This is a genomic window from Micrococcus endophyticus (assembly GCF_014205115.1).
GTDB classification, from domain to species: domain Bacteria; phylum Actinomycetota; class Actinomycetes; order Actinomycetales; family Micrococcaceae; genus Micrococcus; species Micrococcus endophyticus.
The window spans coordinates 369,739-389,241 of record NZ_JACHMW010000001.1 but is presented as its reverse complement, the minus strand read 5'-3'; the positions used below and the strand labels follow the sequence as shown (position 1 = coordinate 389,241).

Below are 19,503 nucleotides of genomic sequence, written 5' to 3'. Positions count from 1 at the left end.
GCGCTGCGCCCCGCGGCCGAGACGATGGGTCTCGTGGTCTGGTTCTGCGGTCTCGTGCCGGCCGGCGCGCTCCGGCGCGCTCAGCCGCAGGTGCGGGCGGATTCGGGGGGTTCGCCCCGGCCGACGGCCTCGACGATCTCCCGGGCCTGGGCGAGCGTGTCCACGGCGTACACCTGGAGCCCCTCGGGCACCCGGCCGTCCAGCTCGCCGCAGTTGGCGGTGGGGGCGAGGAACGTCGTCGCCCCAGCCTGCGCCGCGCCGCGCACCTTCTGCGGGATGCCGCCGATGGGCCCGACGACCCCGTCGGGGGTGATGGTGCCCGTCCCCGCGATCGGCGCGCCGCCGGTCATGGCGCCGGGCGTGAGCCGCTCGAGGACGGTGAGCGCGAACATCAGGCCCGCGGAGGGGCCGCCGATGTCCGGCACGGTCAGCTCGACGTCCAGGGGGACGTCGACGACGGTCTCGATGAGCGCGCCCATCTGCCACGGCTGCGGCGCGCCCTCCGGGGCGGCCGCCACGGGCACGCGCAGCTCCGTCACCGCGCCGTCCCGGCGCACGGTGAGCGTCACCGGGTCCGGGCCCGCGGACCCGACGGCGGCGCGCAGGTCCTCCAGGTCCTCGGCGGGCTCGCCCGCGGCGGCGATCACCTCGTCCCCGGGGCGCAGGACGCCCTCGGAGGGGCCGCCGGGCACCAGCTCGTGCACCACGAGGGTGCTGGGCACGGGGCGGCCGAGCGCGTGGAGGGCGGCGGCCGCGGCGGTGTCCTGCGAGTCGGACATGGCGGCGGTGTTGGCCGCGCCGACCTCCTCGGAGCTCATGCCGGTGGGGTACATCAGCTCGCGCGGGACGACGTCCACGGCAGGGTCCGCCAGGGCCCCGGCGAGGTCGATGACGGAGGTGGTGCTGATGGGCGGGCCGCCGACCATCACGGTGGTCATGTCCAGCGTCCCCTCGCCCTCGTCCGGCGTCCCGCCCTCCACGCGGAGCACCTCGGCGCCCTCGCGCTCCCCCAGCAGGTCCACGGCGGGGCCGGGGCTCTCGAGGATGTAGGGGGTGGGAAGCAGCAGGGCCAGGCCGGCGCTGCCGAGGGCGAGCCATCCGGACGCGGGCAGGCGCGGGGCACGGGTGGTCCTCGGGGGCACTGCGCGCACGCGACACCGACTTTCCTGCTGGTCCTGGTCAGGGGCCGTCCTCGCCGCCGGGCACGTGCCGCACGGCGACGGTCGTCCCAGTCTACGCGGACCCCGGGCCCCGCTCGGGCGCGGGCGTGCGCCGAGGGCGAACCGGGCCGCCGCGGCGTCGGGAGGGCGGGTGCACCCCGGGGCCGCGCGGATACGCTGGGGCCATGAGCAACGACCCGCGCACTCCCGGATCCGACGACGGCCGAGACCCGCTGGAGGAGATGCTCCGGCAGCTCTTCGGCGGCAACGGCCCCGACCCGGACGAGATCCGCCGCGCCATGGAGGGCATGGGCGGCCCCGGCGGGATGCCCTTCGACCCCTCGCAGCTGGACCCCGCGATGATGCAGCAGGCCATGGCGCAGTTCCAGGCGATGATGAACCCCGGCCCCGGCTCCGAGGGCCCCGTGAACTGGACCCTGGCCAAGCAGGCCGCGCGCCAGGCCGTGGCCGGCGAGGACCCGGCGATCGGCTCGTTCGCGCGTCGCGAGGTGGACGAGGCCCTGCGCCTGGCCGAGCTGTGGCTCGACGGCGCCACGCAGACCGAGCCGGTGGGCAGCGTGGGCGTCGCCTGGTCCCGCGCCGAGTGGGTCGAGGCGACCATGGACCAGTGGCGCCGCCTCACCGAGCCCGTGGCCGTGTCCATGTCCCGGGCCATGTCCGCCGCGATCGAGCAGCAGCTGCCGGGCCAGCTCCCCGAGGGCATGGACGCCTCGATGCTCGCCGGCCTCCAGCCGATGCTGAAGAACATGGGCGGCACCATGTTCGGCCTGCAGCTCGGCGGCGCCGTGGGCGCCCTCGGCAAGGAGGTGCTCTCCGGCACGGACATCGGCCTGCCGATCGCCGGGCACCGGCTGGCCATGGTACCGGTGAACGTCGAGGAGTTCGGCGACGGCCTGAGCGTGCCGGACGACCAGGTCCGCATCTACCTCGCCCTGCGCGAGGCCGCCCGCATGCGCCTGTTCCTGCACTCCCCGTGGCTCGAGCGCGACCTCTACGCGGCCATCGAGCAGTACGCGGCCGGCATCCGCCTGGACACCGAGGGCATCGAGCAGGCCGCGCGGTCGGTGGACCCCATGGACCCCGAGTCCATGCAGGCCGTGTTCGACGGCTCCTCCTTCATCGCCGCCCCGGACGCCACCCAGCGGGCCGCCCTGCAGCAGCTCGAGCTGCTCGTGGCCCTCGTGGAGGGCTGGGTGGACGTGGTGGTGGCCGAGGCCGCCACACCGCTGGAGTCCGCCGCCGCCCTGCGCGAGACCATGAACCGCCGCCGCGCCTCGGGCGGCCCGGCCGAGCAGGCGTTCGCCGCGCTCGTGGGCCTGGAGCTGCGTCCGCGCCGCCTGCGGGAGGCCGCCGCCTTCTGGGAGCACGTCACCGCGGAGCAGGGCAAGGAGTACCGCGAGGAGATCTGGCGGCACCCCGAGCGCCAGCCCACCGCCGAGGACCTCGAGGACCCGGCCGGGTACGCCGGCCGCCGCACCGCCGCGGACGCCAGCACGGATTCGCTCGACGACGACCTGCGCAAGCTCCTCGAGGGCGGCTTCGGGGACGCGCCCAAGGAGGGCTGATCCCCTCTCCCCCACGACGACGGCGGGCGGTCCGGCACCACGGTGCGGGCCGCCCGCGGTCGTCTCAGGCCCGCTCGTCCTCGGTCGGGCCGTCGTCGGGCGCGTCCGCGTCCGTCGCGTCCTCGTCGTCGGCCCAGGCGTCCGGGGCGGTGCGCCCGCGGCTCTCGGCGAAGGCGACGCCGTCGAGGAAGGCCATGGCCTCCTCGTAGCGCGGATACGCGGCGACGAGGCGGCGGAACGCCGGCCCGTGGCCGGACTCGAGCAGGTGGGCCAGCTCGTGGACGAGGACGGCGGCCACCACCCAGTCCGGCATGCCCCGGAGGCGGTCCGAGAGCCGGATGGTCCCCTGGGAGGGCGTGCACGAGCCCCAGCGGCGGCGCTGCCGCGCGGACCAGGCCACCGACGCCGGCCGGGCCCGTCCGCCCAGGTGCGCGGCGGAGAGCCGCTGCGCCCAGGCCATCAGGGCCTCGTCCCCGCCGGAGCCCGCGCCCGGGCCGGATCCGGGCTGCGAGCCGGCGCCAGCGCGCCCGGGCGACGCTCCGGCGCCGGCGCGGCACGCCACCTGCTCGACCATGCGGGCGATCCACTCGCGCTCCTGGGCCGGGGTGAGCCGGGCGGGGACGTTGACCTGCAGGCGGCCCTCGCGCCAGGCCGCCGAGACGGTGCGGGTGCGGGCGGTGGAGCGCACGAGCCGCACGGGCGTGCCCTCCCAGTCCAGGTCGGTGCTCTGCCGCACGGCGCCCCGGCGCGCCGGGCGACGGGCCAGGGCGGAGACGGCCGCGGCGGCGGGCACGGGCTCTCCGCGCTCGTGCTCGGCGGGCACGGGCTCTCCGCGCTCGTGCTCGGCAGGCACGGGCTCGGCAGGCACGGGCACGGCGGCGTCGGCAGGAGGCATCCGGCCATTGTCCGCCATCGGCGCTCCGGCTGTGGACAACCCCGGGCGGCCCGACGGCGCCCTGGCAGGGTGGGGCGCACCCGCCCGAGAGGAGCCGCCATGCCCGCCGCCCCGTCTTCCGCACTGTCCGACGCCCTGTCCTCCGCCGAGCCCGGCGCCGTCCGCCCTGCCCTCGACCCCGGGCCTCCCGGCGCGGGGTGGGAGCCGCCCGTGGACGTCCACGTCGCGGGCCTGGACCCCGTCGGCGTGGCGGTGGCCCACGCGCTGGCCGGCGCCGGCGCCCACCGGATGGCCCTGTGGGATCCGCGCCCCGTGGACGCTGCCGACCTCGGCACCGGGCTGCTGCCCGGGGACCTCGGGCGTCCGCGGGCCCGTGCCCTCGAACGGCGCCTGCTCGACGTGGCCCCGGGGCTGCGCGTCTACGCCCATCACGGCCCGCTGCCCGTGCTGGTCGGCCAGGCGAGCGTCGCCGTCGGAGACGTCCTCGACGCCGACCTCGCGGCGCAGGCCCTCGCCGCCGACCACCCGCTCCTGCCCGTGCGCGTGGGGCCCCGCGCGGTGGCGGTGGGGCCCTGGTGCGCCCCCGGCGTCGTGGGCTGCCCGCTGTGCTCGCTGCCGGCCGACCCGGTGGGCCCGTCCGGCCGGCGGTCGGCCCGAGGACGGGCGACGTCCTCCGGTGCGGCCGGAGCGGCGGCCGTGGACGCCCTCACCGCCCAGCGGGCGGCCGTACTCGTCGCCGACGCCCTGCGGGCCGGCCCGTCGGCCGGCGTGGTGCGGGCCGACCGGGCGAGCGGGCGCACCCGCCGGGCGCGGGTCCGGCCGCGGGCCGGGTGCGCGTGCGATCCGGACGCGCTCGCCTGGGGCACGTGAGGAGGGTCCCCGCGGGGGACGGCAGTGGCTGCGGGGGCGGCCGGGGCCACCCGTGCGGCCGCGGGCGGCCGGCTCAGGCCGTCGGCGTGCCGTGCAGCAGCTCGAGCAGCGCCTCGCCGTGCTTCTCCAGCTTCGTGCGCCCCAGCCCCGGCACCGCCAGCAGCTCCTTCGGCGAGGCGGGCATGGCCTCGGCGATGGCCACGAGCGTGGCGTCCGTGAACACCACGAACGCGGGCATCTTCATCTCGGCGGCGGTGCGGCTGCGCCAGTCCCGCAGCTGCTCGAGCACCGCCTCGTCGTAGGTGGCCGGGCAGTCCAGGCAGCGGCCGACCTTGCGCTCGGCGCCCGTCTCCAGGGGCTTGCCGCAGGTGCGGCACGTGGCCACGGTGGCCCCGCGCCGGCGGGGCTTGGCGGCGCCGGGCGCGGATCCGCGGGCGGGTGCGTGCTCGCGGGTGCCCCCGAGGGTGGGGTCGATCGCCCAGAGGAAGCGGGAGGGGCGGCGGGTGGAGCGCCCGCCCGTGCCGCGGGAGAGCGTCCACGTCAGGGACAGGTGCTCGCGGGCGCGCGTGATGCCCACGTAGAGCAGGCGGCGCTCCTCGTCCACCTCGGCCTGGGTCTCGGCGAAGGAGATCGGCATGAGGCCCTCGGAGAGGCCCACGAGGAACACGGCGTCCCACTCCAGGCCCTTGGCCGAGTGCAGCGAGGCCAGGGTGACGCCCTGGACGGTGGGGGCGTGCTGGTGCTGCGCCCGCTCGTCCAGCTCGGCCACCAGCTCGGTGAGCGTGAACTCCGCCCCGCGCGAGCCGGCCAGCTGCTCGGCGAGGTTCACGAGGGCGTGCAGGGACTCCCAGCGCTCGCGCGCCGCGCCCGTCGCAGCCGGCGGCTGCGCCGAGTACCCCAGGGAGGCGAGCACGTCGCGCACCCGGTCCGGGACGTCGTCGCCGGTGAGGTCCTGCGCGGCGCGGGCCGCGGCCCGCAGCTGCAGGATGCCGTCGCGCACCTCGCGCCGGGAGAAGAACCGCTCGCCGCCGCGCAGCTGGTAGCCGATGCCGGCCGAGGACAGGGCCGTCTCGAACGCCTGAGACTGGCCGTTGGTGCGGAACAGGACGGCGATCTCCGAGGCGGCGACGCCGTCGTCGATCAGGGCGCGGATCCGGTCCGCGACCCAGCCGGCCTCCGCCTCGTCGTCCGTGCACTCGGCGAACACGGGATCCGGCCCGTTGGGGCGCTGGGAGACGAGCTCGAGCGGGTCCGGCCAGCGGGGCATCGTGCGGTCCCGCTGGCCCGCCTTGGTGCGGTCCGCGAGCAGCCGGTTCGCGGCCTCCACCACCTGCGGGCTCGAGCGGTAGTCGCGCACGAGCTCGACGACGGTGGCGTCCGGATGGCGCTCCCGGAAGTCCGTGAGGAAGCGGGAGGTGGCCCCGGTGAACGAGTAGATGGTCTGGGAGGCGTCGCCCACCACGCACAGGTCGCCCCGGTCCCCCAGCCACAGGTCCAGGAGGCGGTGCTGCAGCGGGGAGACGTCCTGGTACTCGTCCACGAGGAACACGCGGTACTGGTCCCGGATGGTGGCGGCGATGCGCGGCTCCGTGGAGAGGATGCCCACGAGGATCAGCAGGACGTCCTCGAAGTCGATCATGTTCCGGGCCGTCTTGGCCTCCTCGTAGCCCGTGTAGAGGCGGGCCACGGTGGTGGCGTCCCAGCCGGCGGGCATCTCGCGGCCGCGCGCGGCCTCCGCGTAGCCCTCGGGGGCGTGCAGGGAGACCTTGGCCCACTCGATCTCGCCGGCGAGGTCGCGCAGCCCGGCCCGGTCCACGCTCATCCGCATGCCCTGGGCGACCTCGGTGAGCAGGCGCACCTTGTTCTCGATCAGCGAGGGCATGGGGCCGCCCACGGCCTGCGGCCAGAAGTACTGCAGCTGGCGCAGGGCGGCGGAGTGGAAGGTGCGGGCCTGGACGCCGGCCACGCCGAGGTCGCGCAGGCGGGTGCGCATCTCGGCGGCGGCGCGCGCCGTGAAGGTCAGCGCGAGCGTGCGGTGCGGGTCGAAGACGCCGGAGGCCACGCCGTACGCGATGCGGTGGGTGATGGCGCGGGTCTTGCCGGTGCCCGCGCCGGCGAGGATGCACACGGGCCCCTGCAGGGCGGTGGCGGCGCGGCGCTGCTCCGGGTCGAGGCCGCGGAGGATCTCGTCGGGAGTGCTCATGCGGGACGAGTCCTCCTAGGTGATCAGGGTCTGCGCATCGGGCAGCGTCCCACCGTACCAATCCTCGATGAGCGCCCGGGCGATGGACACGGCGCCCGGGAGCGTGATCTCGCCCTCGCGCGCCAGCGCGGCCAGCTCCTCGCGCTCGAACCACCGGACGGAGAGGATCTCCGTGCCGTCCGCCACGGGCTCGGCGCCGGCGGGGGCCTGGGCCGTGAAGCCGAGCATGAGCGAGCGCGGGAACGGCCAGGGCTGGGAGCCGCGGTAGCGCGGGTCGGCCACCGTGACGCCGGACTCCTCGGCGACCTCGCGCACCACGGCGTGCTCGAGGGACTCCCCCGGCTCCACGAAGCCGGCCAGGCACGAGTACCGCCCGGCGGGCCAGGCGGCGTTGCGGCCCAGCAGGATCCGGCCGTCCGGGTCCGTGACGGCCACGATCACGGCCGGGTCCGTGCGCGGGAAGTGCTCCCGGCCGCAGGCCTCGCAGCGGCGCACCCAGCCGGCGGCCTCCACCGCGGTGGCGCCGCCGCAGAAGGAGCAGAACCGGTGGGCCGCGTGCCAGTTGGCGTTGGCGACGGCGGCCACGAACAGCCCGGCGTCCGCGTCGGAGAGGGCGGCCGCGGCGTCGCGCAGGCCCACCCAGGCGGCGTCCCCGAGGGCGGCCGCCGCATCCGGGGGCAGGACCGCCGGCGGCTCGAGCGCCACGGCCACCACGGCCCGCTCCCGCCCGCCGGGGCCGAGGTCGGCCGCGGTGCCGCGGCCCAGGTAGGCGGCCTGCGGCGGGACGGGGCCGGAGGGCGTGGTGAAGCGCAGGCGGCCGTCCGCCACCGGGGCGCGGCCGCCCTGCAGCCACAGCACCTCAGTGCCCTCCCGCTCCCAGGCCGCGGCCAGGTGCCCCGGGTCCAGGCGGGCGACGGCGCCGCGGTCCACCTCCTCGCGCGCCAGCGGCAGCGCCAGGGGCGCCGCCGGGGCGGAGGCCGGTGCGGGGTCGTGGCGGGGCTCGGGGGCGGGCGCGGAGGGGTCCGGGACGGGCATGGCACCAGGCTATCGAGCCGCCGCCGGTGCGCCCGGCGGCGCCGGACGCCGCGTCGCGCCTAGGCTGGAGGGGTGGATCGTCAGCCCCTACGTCTTGCAGCCCTGGCCGCCGCGGCCGTCCCCGGCCTCGCCCCCGTCTCCGTGGAGGCGAGCCCGGACGACCCCGCGGACTTCTCCACCGCCGTCGTGGTGGACGGGGAGGGCCAGCGCTGGCGCGTGCGCTCCCCCCGCACCCCCGAGGCCGGCATCCGCCTGGAGACGGAGCTGCAGGTCCTGGCGGGCCTGACCCCCGCCGTGCGCGCGGCCCTGCCGTTCCGCACCCCCTCCGTGGCCGGCGCCGTCCGGCTCGAGGGGCTGCGCACCTTCGTCTACCAGGACATGCCGGGCCGCCCGGTCTCCCTGGACGAGCTCGCCCGCCTCGGCGAGCCCGCCGTCCAGGACGTGGGGCGCGTGCTGGCCGCCATCCACACCCTCCCGGACGACGTCGTGGACCAGGCCGACCTGCCGTCCTACTCCGCCGAGGAGATTCGTCAGCGGCACCTGCACGCGCTGGATCAGGCCGCCACCTCCGGGCGCGTCCCCCCGCTGCTGCTGCGCCGCTGGGAGGAGGCCATGGAGGAGGAGGCCCTGTGGCGGTTCACGCCCGTGCCCGTACACGGCGACCTCCACGAGGACAACCTGCTGCTCGAGCGCGGCCGCGTGGTGGGCGTGACCGGCTGGACCGACCTGCACCGGGGCGACCCGGCCGCGGACGTGGCGTGGCTGGCCGCCGCCGAGGACCCGGACCTGGCCGACCGCGTCCTGGACGCCTACGAGTCCCGCCGGGCCGCGGCCGGGGCCGCCGACGACGGCGACACGCACCTGATGCGCCGCGCCGCCCTGCTGGCCGAGTTCGCGCTCGCCCAGTGGCTCGCCCGCGGCCTGGACCGCCACGACGCCGCCATGGTGGCCGAGGCGGAGGCCATGCTGGCCGAGCTCGCGGCGGACGTGCGCGCCGCGCAGGAGGCCCAGGACCGGCAGGACCGGGAGCAGGCCGCCGCGGACGCGGCCGAGGACGCCGCCGACGCGGCGGCCGACGCCCGCGACGACGCGCAGCGCCACGCGGCCGTGCAAGAGGGCTCGGCGCCGGGCGGCGCGGAGCCGGGCGGAGCCTCCGGCCACCGCCGGGTCACCGACGCCTGAGCGCCTCGGCGAGACGGCGCTCGAGCTCGGCCTCGCCCGGCAGGTCCGGGAAGGACCGCTCCTGCCCGTGCGCCACGTAGACGAAGCTCGCGCCGATCCGCTCGAGCGGGATCCCGTGCAGCCGTGACCAGGCGAGCCGGTAGACGGCCAGCTGGAGGGACTTCAGCTCGAGGTCCCGGCCCCGCGGGACGGCACCGGTCTTCCAGTCGACGAGCTCCCAGTCGGCCTCCGGGTCCACGGGGTTCCGCGGGTCTCCCCCGGAGCGGTAGATCGCGTCCACGCGGCCGCGCAGGGTGATCCCGCCGACGGTGGTCTCCACGGGCGCCTCCACGAACGCCGGCGTCCGCTCGGCCCAGCGCGAGGACCGGAACCAGGCCTGCATGGGCTCGAGGTCGAGGGCCTCGTCCACCCAGAGGTCCTCGGCGTCCTCCGCGGAGTCGATGTCCAGCATGCCGGTGGCGCCGAAGCGCTCCTCCAGCCAGGCGTGGAAGGCGGTGCCGCGGCGCGCGGCGTGCGCGGGCGGACGCGGCAGGGGGCGGCGCAGCTGCTCCGCCACGGCCTGCGGGTCCGCGGCGAGCTCCCCGTAGAGGGAGACCGAGACGTGGTCCGGCAGCGCGACGTCTCCGCCGGAGCCCGCGACGTCGCGCCGGCGCAGCAGCACCCAGTCCACCTGGCGGGCGAGCTCGGGCTCGGCGGCCAGGGCGGACGGCTCGGCGGCGCGCACGGCGGCCGCGGCCGCCTCGACGGCGTCCCGGCGGGCGCGGGCCCGGCGCGGCAGGGGCCGCCACCGGCCCTCGTCCTCGGGGTCCTCCGGGTCGGCGAGGAACGCCTCGGGGCCGTCCAGGGGATCGAACGGCCACCAGGCGACCAGGGTGCGCCCGGCCGCCGGGTTCGCCTCCGGCATCCCGTCCTCGTCCGGGGCGTGGCCGGCGACGATGCCCGGGACCCGGCCGGCCAGCCCAGCCGCCTCCTCCAGGAACGCCGAGGGCGGCAGCGGGTCCTTGTTCGTCCCCTTGTACGCGGAGGTGCTGAGCCAGAGCTCGCGCCGGGCGCGGGTGACGGCGACGTAGGCGAGGCGGCGCTCCTCCCGCTCCGCGTGGGCCTCGACGGCGGCCGCGTACGGGTCCGGGTTGCCCTCCTGGGCCGCCTTCGAGCTGTACTTGGTGCCTGCGGACTGCACCCAGTCGCGCTGGTCCTGCGCCCAGGTCCCGTCCCACTGTGGCAGTGAGCCGCGGTCACCGCGCAGGGGCCACGGCAGCGCCCCGGAGCCGGGGGTGGTCCAGCGGTCCGCCCGGGTGGAGGGGAAGGTGCCCTCCTGCAGGCCCGGGACCGCGACGACGTCCCACTCCAGGCCCTTGGAGGCGTGGGCGGTGAGCACCTGGACGAGGCCGGGGGTCGGCTCGGCGTTCTCCACGCCGAGGCCGTCCTCGTGCTCCATGACCGACTCGGTCCAGGCCAGGAAGGCGGCGAGGTCGGCCCCGGCGGTGCCGGCGCCGAAGTCCCGGGCGGCGTCCTGGAACGCATTGAGGTGCCGGCGGGCGGCGGCCGCGGAGTGGCCGGGGCGCAGAGCCACCTCGACGTCCAGACCGGTCTCCCGCACCACCTCGGCGATGAGGTCGGCGGGGTCCTCCCCCGCCCGGGCGGACAGCCGGCGCAGCTCCGCATGGGCGGCGCGCAGCCGGGCGAGCCCCTCGGCCGAGAAGCCCCGGCCCCGGGAGCCGGTCCACTCGGTGCCCTCGCCCGGCAGGGAGTCGAGGGCCTCGAGCAGCGCCGCGGAGTCGGCCTCCTCCTCGGGGCTGACGTCCTCGGCCGCCGCGGCCTTGGGGTCCGCGCCGCCCGTGCCCTCCGGGTCCTGTGCGTCCTCGCCGGCGGCCCGCCGGGCGCGCATCCGCGCCACGAAGCGGGCGCGCTCGTGGAGGACTTCGAGGTCCGCCGGGCCGATGCGCCAGCGCGGCCCGGTGAGCAGACGGACGAGCTGGTCGCCGCGGGCCGGGTCGGCGAGCACGTGGAGGACGGCGAGCACCTCGGCCACCTCGGGCAGGGCCAGCAGCCCGGAGAGGCCGAGCACCTCGTACGGCACGCCGGCGGCCTCGAGTGCCTCCAGCACGGGGCCGAACTGGGCGCGCGTGCGGCACAGGACGGCCCGGCTGGGCGCGGCGCCGTCGGCCTCGGCCAGGTCGGCGAGCCGCCGGACGACGTCGTGCGCCTCCTCCTCGGGGGTGAGGAACCGGTCCACCCGGACCACGCCGTCGCCGGCCCCTGGGCGGGGCCGCAGCGTGCGCACCTCGACGGGCGCGCCGCCGGAGGCGGCCGCGTGGGCGTTGAGGGGGGCGGCCACGGTGTTGGCCACCGCCAGGATCGACTCCTCGTTGCGCCACGCGACGGTCAGGTGGGACACGTCCGCGTTGACGCGGCGCCGGCCGCCGTCCGGGCCCGTCTCCAGGCGCGGGAAGGCGTGGGGGAACGCGAAGAGCTGGCCGGCGGAGGCGCCGCGGAAGCCGTAGATGGACTGGTGCGGGTCCCCCACCGCGGTGACGCAGTGCCCCAGCCCGGCGGCGTCGTCCTCCGGACCCCGCGGCCCGAACAGCCCGGCGAAGATCCGCATCTGCGCGTGCGAGGTGTCCTGGAACTCGTCCAGGAGCACCACGGGGAACCGGGCCCGCTCCTGCTCCCCCGCCGCCGGCACCTCGGAGGCGATCCGGGCGGCGTGCCGCAGCAGGTCGCCGAAGTCCATCACGTCCTGCTCGCGCTTGACCTCGTCGTAGCGGGCCACGAGGTCGGACATGAGCGCCCGGTCGGCGAGCCCCGTGAAGAACGCGGCGATCTCCTTCGTGGGGGCCTTCGTGCGGGGCGGCAGCGGCAGGTCCCGCCCCTGCTGCGCCACGCGGGCCAGGTGGGTGCGGACCTCCTCCGGGGTGACGAGGTGCTCGGCCATGTCCCCGGCCAGGTGCAGGGCCTGCGAGACGAGGCGGGAGGGGGCCACGCCGAGCGTGTCCGCGACCACCGGGTGGGAGCGCACCACGGAGCCCATGAGGCGGTGGGCGTCCGCCCCGCCCATCAGCCGGGCCTCCGGCTCCACGCCGATGCGCAGCCCGTGGTCCCGCACCAGGGCGCCGGCGTACGAGTGGTAGGTGGACACGGACGCCCGCCCCAGGTCCTCGGGCTCGCCGTCGAAGCCGGGGATCCGCAGCCCGGAGCGCAGCAGGGCGTCCACGCGGCCGTTGATCCGCTCGGCGAGCTCGGCGGCGGCCTTGCGGGTGAAGGTGACGCCGAGGACCTCGTCCGGGCGCACGACGCCGTTGGCCACGAGCCACACCACGCGGTCGGCCATGGTGGCGGTCTTGCCGGAGCCGGCGCCGGCCAGCACGAGCCGCGGCGCCAGGGGCGCGGTGACCACCTCGGCCTGCTCCTCGGTGGGTGCGGGCAGGCCCAGCCGGGCGGCGATGTCCTGCGGGGCGTGCACGGCGTCCGCGGTGCCCGGGCGGTCGGCCGGCACGGCGTCGGGTCCGGCGGGGCGGCCGGCGTCGGGGGCGGCGGGGCCGCCGGTCAGCGGGGCCATTCGGTGACCTGCCTTCCTTCGGAGCAGAGCGGGCAGACGGAGGGCAGCGCGCACCGGCGGCCCCCGGCCTCGTGGATGGCCAGGAACCGGGGCCCGACGGTGCGCCGGGCCGCGGTGAAGACCTGCTCGAGCGCCCAGTCGTCCTCCGGCCCGAGGGCGGGCTGGTCCTGGACCTTGGTCTTCTGGGTGCCGGCGCCGAGCTGCACGAGCGCGGCGCCGGCCGGGGCGGCGGGCCGGGCCAGGTCCGCGAGCGCCGCTCGCAGGGCGGGGTCGGCGTCCGGGTCGTCGCGGATCTGCGCGAGGCCGCCGGCGAGGACGGCCACCTGGTAGGCGGCGAGCTGGGGCTGGCGCGCCATCTCGGGGCCGGTGGGGGCGCTGCGGCCGGTCTTGAGGTCGGCGATGAAGGGCCGCCCCTCCGCGTCCGCCTCGAGCCGGTCCACCACGCCGGTGATGCGCACGGTGGTCCCGCCCCACGTGAGCTCGGCGAGCAGGCGCACCTCCTGGGCCACGGGGCGGCGGCCGGCGTCCCGGGCGATGCTCCAGTAGCCGATGTAGGCGTCCACGAGGGCGCGGGCCCGCTCGTGCTCGATCTCGGTGATCCAGCCCTCGGGCAGGCCCAGCTCGGGCAGGCGACGCTCGAGCTCGGCGCGCACCTGCTCCGGCACGCCCTCGGGGTGGTGCTCGGCCACGGAGTGCACCAGGGTGCCCACGGACTGGGCGAGGGTGCCGCCGGCCGTCGCGCCGACGTGGTAGAGCAGCCAGTTCAGGGGGTTGTGCAGGGCGGTCTCCACGCGGGAGGGCGAGAGGGCGACGACGTCCTGCGCCGGGTCCGCGAGCGCGGCGTCGGTGGACAGCGGCAGCAGGCCCCACCAGCGCCGCGGGTCGGCGACGCCCACCCCGTCCCGGGCCAGGGCGGCCAGGCCGGCGGCCGCGGGGCCCTGACCCGGGTCCTCCTCGAGGCGGCGGCGCAGCGTGCCCGCGAGGGCGGGCGCCGTGATCGGGTCGGGCACGGCGGTGAGGCGGCGCACCCCGGCCTCGTCCCGGGCCGGCGCGGGCAGCCGCTCGGGCGGGTCCACGAGGTCGAGGAAGTCCGAGGGCGCGTCCTCAGCGGACCGTACGGCGGTGACGACCACCTGGCGGCGGGCGCGGGAGACGGCGGCGGCGAGCATGCGCAGCTCGTCCTGGCGCACCTCCTGCAGCCGGGTGCGGTGGTCGGTGGGCCAGGCGCCGCCCTCGGGCAGGGTGAGCAGGTCCGCCAGGTCGGTGGCGCCGAGCAGCTGACCGCGCAGGCGGGTGTTGGGCCACACGCCCTCCTGCAGGCCCACCACGATCACGGTGTCCCACTCCTGTCCGGCGGCGGCCGCGGGCGTGCGCACGTGCACGGCGTCGCCGGCCTCGGCGCGCCGGGCCAGGGTGTCCACGGGCAGGTCCTGGGACTCCATGTACACCGCGAAGGCCTCCGGGGCGGCGCCCGGGAACTGGTCCACGAAGCGCTCGGCCACCTTGAACAGCGCGACGACGGCGTCCAGGTCCGCGTCCGCGCGGCGGGACTCGCGGCGGTCGTTCGCGTGCTCGGCGGGGCGCAGCGCGGTCGAGCGCCACCGCTCGGCCCGGCCGGAGGCCGACCACAGCGCCCACAGCACCGCCTCGGGCGAGGCGGACGGGGCGCGGGCGGCCTCGAGCCCCGCCTGCAGCATCCAGTGCACGCGGCGCAGGGCCCGGTGCCGCTCGTGCTCCGGCCCGGCCAGGGCCGGGTCCAGCAGGGCGGCGGCGAGCAGGGCGTCCGAGGAGCGCCGTCCGCCGCGGCCGCGCTCGGCGGCGAGCAGGTCCTGGCGCAGCCGGCGCACGTGCAGCGCCCCGGCCATCCCGTAGCGGCCGGTGAGCAGCGCCACCACCTCGTCCGGGTCCAGCACGTCCTCCACGCCGGCCTCGGGGTCGTCCGCGAGCGCACCGGCGGCGGCCAGCAGCGTGAGCAGCGGGGCGACGGCGGGCTCCTCCTTGAGCACCAGGCCGGCGGCGTCGCGCAGCACGGGCACGCCCTCGGCCTCGAGGTGGCGGGCCAGTGCGGCCACCCGCGAGCCGGAGCGGGCCACCACGAGGATGCGGTCCAGGGGCACCTCGTCCTCGTGGTGCACGCGCAGCACCCGCTCGAGCACCAGCTGGTCCTCGTGGGCGCGGGTGGGGACCACGTGGCCGCGCACCGTGCCGGGGCCGTCCGCGGGGGCGGTCTGCGTGCGGGTGTGCTCGACGGCGGCGGTGCGCTGGCGCACCCGGCGCGCCACCCGCAGGAAGGCGTCCTGCACCTCGGGCGCCATGCGGTGCCCCTGCGTGAGCACGCGGGTGCGCTCCTCGGGCGACGGTGCCTCCGGGGCTCCGGGCACCGGGTCGGGGTCGAGGGCCTGCGGGTAGCGCGAGACGAGGTCCGGGCGCGCCCCGCGGAAGCCCTCGACGGCGGTGTCCGGGCCGGCCGTGAGCAGGACGTCCCGGCCGCGGCCCAGCACGGCGAGCAGGTCGTGGACGGCCGGGGTCGCCTCCTGGAGGTCCTCCACCACGAGCGTGCGCAGCCGCTCCCGCTCGGCGGCGGCGAAGGCGAGGGCGGCGGCGTCGCGCTCGGGGTCCTCCGGGTGGCGCTCCGTGAGCACGCGCACCGCGGCGGAGATCAGCCCCGCCGCGTCGAACGCCTCGGCCAGGCCCAGGTCGATCCGGTCCCGGTAGTCCTGCAGCAGCACGGCGGCCGCCTCCCACACCGGCCGGGCGTGCGCGGCCCCGAGCTCCTGCAGTCGGCCGGGCTCCACGCCGAACTCGCTCATGCGGTCCACCAGTTCGCGCACCTCGCGGCGGAAGCCGCGGGTCTCGACGGCGGCGGCCACGTCCTGCGGCCAGCGCGGCGCCTCGGCGTGGCCGGCGGCGTACCCCTCCAGGAGCTCCGCGATCACGGTGTCCTGCTCCGCGCCCGTGAGCAGGCGGGGGGCGACGGGCAGGTGGCTCAGCGGGCCGGTGACGCGGGCCCGGCGGAGCAGGTCGAACGCGTAGGAGGTCCACGTGCGCACGGGCGTGACGGCGCGGGTGCCGCGGCCGGCGGCGGCGAGGCGGCGGGTCAGCGCGTCCCGCAGGCGGGCGGCGGCGTCCCGGCTCGGGGCGAGCAGCAGCAGGGACTCCGGGTCCGTCCCGGACTCGAGCCGGCGCGCGGCGTACTCCACGGCCACGGTGGTGCGTCCCGTGCCGGGCGCGCCCAGCACGAGCACGGCCCCGTGGCCCGGGCCCATCGCGGCCACCGCCTCCTGCTCCGGGGTCAGCGCGACCCGCTCGGCCGGCGCGGCCGCCGGGCTCACCAGCCGCGCCGCGCGCTCGGGGGCCGCGGCGTCGTCGTCCAGGAGGAGGTCCTCGTCTGCCTGCCAGGTCATGCCTGCATCCTCGCACCGGGCCCGGACACGATACGCGCGGCGATCGCGGCCACGGCGCCCAGCGCCGCCTCGTCCGGCTCCCAGCGGGCCCGCCGCAGGTCCACGCGCCCGCCCGGGCGGACCGGCGTGTCCTCGCGCGCGTGCTCGACGGCGGCCCGCCCCGCCAGCTCCCCGGGGAGCGACCCGTCGGCCCCGACGACGCGCCACCACGGCGTGCCGGGGGCGGACTCGGCCATGGCCCGGCCGGCCTGGCGCGGTCCGCCGACGCCCAGCAGCCCGGCCAGGCCCCCGTAGCTGACCGCCCGCCCGGCCGGGACGAGCCGGGCCACGGCCTCGAGCCCCTCCCCCAGGGTCAGCGGGCCGTCCGGGACGGGACGGGGGTCGGCGGGCGGCGTCGTCACGGTCCCATCCTGCACGGGACGGCGGGGCCAGGCGGTGCGCCGCGTGCCGTGTCCGGACCGGCGGGTAGCGTGAGCCCCGTGAATTGGCATCAGAGCATCCGCGCCGGCTTCGACCTCGAGACCACGGGGCGCGACCCGCGTTCCGCCCTGATCGTGACCGCCACCCTGGTGATGGTGGACGCGCAGGGCCGGGCCACGGCCTCGGCCGAGTGGCTCCTGGACCCGGGCGTGCCCATCCCCGCGGAGGCGGCGGAGGTCCACGGGGTGACCACCGAGCGCGCCCAGGCCGAGGGCATGCCCGCCGCGCAGGGCGTCACGGAGATCACGGAGACCCTGCGCGACCTGTTCGCCGCGGGCATCCCGGTGGTCGCGTTCAACGGCGTGTACGACTTCACCGTGATGGACCGGGAGGCGCGGCGGCACGGCCTGGCCCCGCTCGAGGCGCGCCCGGTGATCGACCCGTTCGTGCTGGACAAGCAGGTGGACCGGTTCCGCAAGGGCAAGCGCACCCTCTCGGCCGTCTCCGAGCACTACGGCGTCACCCTGGAGAACGCCCACACCTCGGCGGCGGACGCCCTGGCCGCCGTGCAGGTGGCCGACGCCCTCGCCGAGCGGCACGAGCAGCTGCGCGTGGACCCGGCGGAGCTGCACGAGCGGCAGGTGCGCTGGAAGGCCGAGCAGGCCGAGAGCTTCGAGGAGTACCTGCGCCGCAAGGACCCCCAGGCCACGGTCTCCCGGGACTGGCCGGTCGAGTCCGGCCGCTGACGGGACGCCGACGAGACGCCGTCCCCCGCCGAACGCACGGACGGCCCCGCCGTCGATCCCGGCGGGCGGGACCGGCGGCGGGGCCGTCGGGCGGGGCGTGCGCGGGCTCGGGCCCCCGGTGGTTCAGCCCTGCGGCGTGGCGGCCGCGGCGGCCTTCGCGGCGGCCGGCAGCGCGTCGAGCACCCGCTGCACCGCCGCGTCGTCGTGCGCCGCGGAGACGAACCAGGCCTCGAACACGGACGGGGGCAGGTACACGCCGGACTCCAGCATGGACTGGAAGAAGGGCGCGTAGCGGAAGGCCTCCTGGGCCTGCGCGTCCCGGTAGTCCCGCACGCCGGTCCCGGAGGTGCCGAAGGCCACGGAGAACAGGGTGCCGGCGCGCTGGATCGAGTGGTCCACGCCCTCGGCATCCAGGGCCGCCACGAGGCCCTCGCGGACCGCGTCGGAGGCGCGCTGCAGGGCGGCGTAGACGGCGTCATCGGCCCGGGAGAGGGTGGCGTGGCCGGCGGCCATGGCCACCGGGTTCCCGGAGAGGGTGCCCGCCTGGTAGACGGGGCCCAGCGGGGCCAGGTGGTTCATGATCTCCGCGGAGCCGGCGAGCGCGGCCGCGGGCATGCCGCCCCCGATCACCTTGCCGAAGCACCAGATGTCCGGCGTCCAGCCGTCCACCTGGCCGGACAGGCCCCAGCCGCCCGTGGCGGTGGCGCGGAAGCCGGTGAGGACCTCGTCCCAGATGAGCAGGGCGCCGTGGCGGGCGGTGATCTCGCGCAGGAACGCGTTGAAGCCCTCGGCGGGCTCCACGACGCCCATGTTGCAGGGCACGGCTTCGGTGATGAGGGCCGCGATGCGCTCGCCGTGCTCGGCGAACACGGCCTCGAGGGCGTCGCGGTCGTTGTAGTCCACCACGAGGGTCTCGGAGGCGGCGGCCTCGGTGACGCCCGCGGAGCCGGGCAGGGCGGCGGTGGCCACGCCGGAGCCGGCGGCGGCGAGCAGCCCGTCCGAGTGGCCGTGGTAGCAGCCGGCGAACTTCACGATGAGGTTGCGCCCCGTCACGCCGCGCGCCAGGCGCAGCGCGGTCATGGTGGCCTCGGTGCCCGTGGACACGAAGCGCACGCGCTCCACCGGGACCTTGGCGGCGATCAGCTCGGCGAGCGCCGTCTCCTCGAGGGTGGAGGTGCCGAAGCCGAGGCCGCGGTCGACGGCGGCGTGGACGGCCTCCGTCACCTCGGGGTGGCCGTGGCCCAGCAGCATGGGGCCCCACGAGCAGACGAGGTCCACGTACTCGCGGCCCTCGACGTCGGTCAGGTAGGGCCCGCGGGCGCCGGCCATGAACCGGGGCGTGCCGCCCACGGAGCCGAAGGCGCGCACGGGCGAGTCGACGCCGCCGGGGATGACGGCCTGGGCCGCGGCGAAGGCGGCGGCGTTGGTGGTGCGGGTGGACGTGGTCACAGGGACCCCTCCTTCATCCAGCGGCCGAGCTCGGCCGCCCAGTAGGTCAGCACGGTGTCGGCGCCGGCGCGCCGGATGGAGAGCACGGACTCCACGATGGAGGCCTTCCGGTCGATCCAGCCATTCGCGGCGGCGGCCTCGATCATCGCGTACTCCCCCGAGATCTGGTACGCCGAGACCGGCACGTCGGCCAGCTCGGCGACGTCCCGGACGATGTCCAGGTAGCTCATGGCGGGCTTGACCATCACCATGTCCGCGCCCTCCTCCAGGTCCAGGGCGACCTCGTGCAGCGCCTCGGTCCGGTTGGCGGCGTCCATCTGGTAGGTCTTGCGGTCGCCGGTGAGCTGGGAGTCGACGGCGTCCCGGAACGGGCCGTAGAACGCCGAGGAGTACTTGGCCGCGTAGGCGAGGATGCCCGTGTCCACGTGGCCGGCGGCGTCGAGGGCCTCGCGGATGACGCGGACCTGGCCGTCCATCATCCCGGAGGGGCCGAGCACGTCCGCGCCGGCCTCGGCCTGGGCCACGCCCATCTGCGCGTAGATGTCCAGGGTGGCGTCGTTGTCCACGGCGCCGTCCTCGGTGAGCACGCCGCAGTGGCCGTGGTCCGTGAACTCGTCCAGGCACAGGTCGGACATCACCACGAGGGCGTCGCCCACCTCGGACTTCACGTCCCGGATCGCCTGGTTCAGCACGCCCTCGGGGTCCAGGGAGGCGCTCCCGACGGCGTCGCGCGTCTCCGGCACGCCGAACAGCATGATCCCGCCCAGGCCCAGCTCGGCGGCCTCGGCGGCAGCGGCCTTGAGGGTGTCCGAGGTGTGCTGCACGACGCCGGGCATCGACGCGATGGCGATCGGCTCGGGCGCGCCCTCCTTGATGAAGGCCGGGAGGATCAGCTCGGCCGGGTGCAGGCGCGTCTCGGCCACGAGACGGCGCATTGCGGCGGACCGGCGCAGACGCCGGGGACGGTGCAGCGGGAAGGACATGACGGGGTCAC

General features: G+C 77.5%; 13 protein-coding genes. 4 read left to right on the top strand and 9 right to left on the bottom strand.

All coding sequences use genetic code 11. The annotated features are described in order from the left end of the window. Window positions 1-80: 80 nt before the first annotated feature. Window positions 81-1,151, bottom strand: a complete 1,071-nt coding sequence (locus HDA33_RS01875; protein ID WP_338104220.1) for a YlbL family protein — start codon at window positions 1,149-1,151, stop codon at window positions 81-83. Window positions 1,152-1,345: 194 nt separating this feature from the next. Between HDA33_RS01875 and HDA33_RS01870 the strand changes: the two genes are divergently transcribed. Beyond that, complete coding sequence (locus HDA33_RS01870; RefSeq protein WP_184170336.1) at window positions 1,346-2,746, top strand: zinc-dependent metalloprotease; 1,401 nt, start codon at window positions 1,346-1,348, stop codon at window positions 2,744-2,746. Window positions 2,747-2,810: 64 nt separating this feature from the next. On the opposite strand, the gene HDA33_RS01865 is transcribed toward HDA33_RS01870, so the two are convergent. After that, the gene (locus HDA33_RS01865; protein ID WP_184170333.1) at window positions 2,811-3,641 is read right to left on the bottom strand and encodes a M48 family metallopeptidase; all 831 of its coding nucleotides are present in this window, start codon (window positions 3,639-3,641) and stop codon (window positions 2,811-2,813) included. Between the two features lie 99 nt (window positions 3,642-3,740). Here HDA33_RS01865 and HDA33_RS01860 point away from each other — a divergent pair, with 99 nt between their 5' ends. Further along, window positions 3,741-4,511 (top strand): ThiF family adenylyltransferase, encoded by a 771-nt coding sequence (locus tag HDA33_RS01860; RefSeq protein WP_246416842.1) that lies wholly within the window; start codon window positions 3,741-3,743, stop codon window positions 4,509-4,511. A 73-nt stretch (window positions 4,512-4,584) separates the two neighbouring features. Here HDA33_RS01860 and HDA33_RS01855 read toward each other — a convergent pair whose 3' ends face one another. Both HDA33_RS01855 and nudC read right to left on the bottom strand, forming a co-directional pair. Further along, a complete protein-coding gene (locus tag HDA33_RS01855; protein WP_158492808.1) occupies window positions 4,585-6,714 on the bottom strand; it encodes an ATP-dependent DNA helicase UvrD2 in 2,130 nt (709 codons plus the stop codon). A 15-nt stretch (window positions 6,715-6,729) separates the two neighbouring features. Beyond that, window positions 6,730-7,749 carry an NAD(+) diphosphatase gene (gene nudC / locus HDA33_RS01850; protein WP_184170330.1) on the bottom strand — a complete coding sequence of 340 codons (1,020 nt, stop codon included), beginning with the start codon at window positions 7,747-7,749 and terminating at the stop codon, window positions 6,730-6,732. Between the two features lie 72 nt (window positions 7,750-7,821). On the opposite strand from nudC, the gene HDA33_RS01845 reads away from it, so the two are divergent. Next, window positions 7,822-8,931 carry a phosphotransferase gene (locus tag HDA33_RS01845; RefSeq protein ID WP_338104219.1) on the top strand — a complete coding sequence of 370 codons (1,110 nt, stop codon included), beginning with the start codon at window positions 7,822-7,824 and terminating at the stop codon, window positions 8,929-8,931. Here HDA33_RS01845 and HDA33_RS01840 read toward each other — a convergent pair. The 3 genes from HDA33_RS01840 to HDA33_RS01830 are packed head-to-tail and all read right to left on the bottom strand — an operon-like array spanning window position 8,918 to window position 16,295. Then, a complete protein-coding gene (locus tag HDA33_RS01840) occupies window positions 8,918-12,490 on the bottom strand; it encodes an ATP-dependent helicase (RefSeq protein ID WP_184170327.1) in 3,573 nt (1,190 codons plus the stop codon). The genes HDA33_RS01845 and HDA33_RS01840 overlap by 14 nt on opposite strands. Further along, window positions 12,478-15,894, bottom strand: coding sequence for an ATP-dependent helicase (locus HDA33_RS01835; protein ID WP_184170324.1), 3,417 nt, complete (start codon window positions 15,892-15,894; stop codon window positions 12,478-12,480). The genes HDA33_RS01840 and HDA33_RS01835 overlap by 13 nt, the downstream gene beginning before the upstream one ends. After that, entirely contained in the window at window positions 15,891-16,295 is a 405-nt protein-coding gene (locus tag HDA33_RS01830) for an MGMT family protein (RefSeq protein WP_184170321.1), read from the bottom strand. The genes HDA33_RS01835 and HDA33_RS01830 overlap by 4 nt, the downstream gene beginning before the upstream one ends. Window positions 16,296-16,373: 78 nt before the next feature. On the opposite strand from HDA33_RS01830, the gene HDA33_RS01825 reads away from it, so the two are divergent. Further along, window positions 16,374-17,060, top strand: coding sequence for a 3'-5' exonuclease (locus HDA33_RS01825; RefSeq protein WP_184170318.1), 687 nt, complete (start codon window positions 16,374-16,376; stop codon window positions 17,058-17,060). Window positions 17,061-17,183: 123 nt separating this feature from the next. Here HDA33_RS01825 and hemL read toward each other — a convergent pair whose 3' ends face one another. Further along, the gene (hemL, locus tag HDA33_RS01820) at window positions 17,184-18,509 is read right to left on the bottom strand and encodes a glutamate-1-semialdehyde 2,1-aminomutase (RefSeq protein WP_184170316.1); all 1,326 of its coding nucleotides are present in this window, start codon (window positions 18,507-18,509) and stop codon (window positions 17,184-17,186) included. Further along, window positions 18,506-19,492, bottom strand: coding sequence for a porphobilinogen synthase (gene hemB, locus HDA33_RS01815; protein WP_184170314.1), 987 nt, complete (start codon window positions 19,490-19,492; stop codon window positions 18,506-18,508). The genes hemL and hemB overlap by 4 nt, the downstream gene beginning before the upstream one ends. Between the last annotated feature and the right edge of the window lie 11 nt (window positions 19,493-19,503).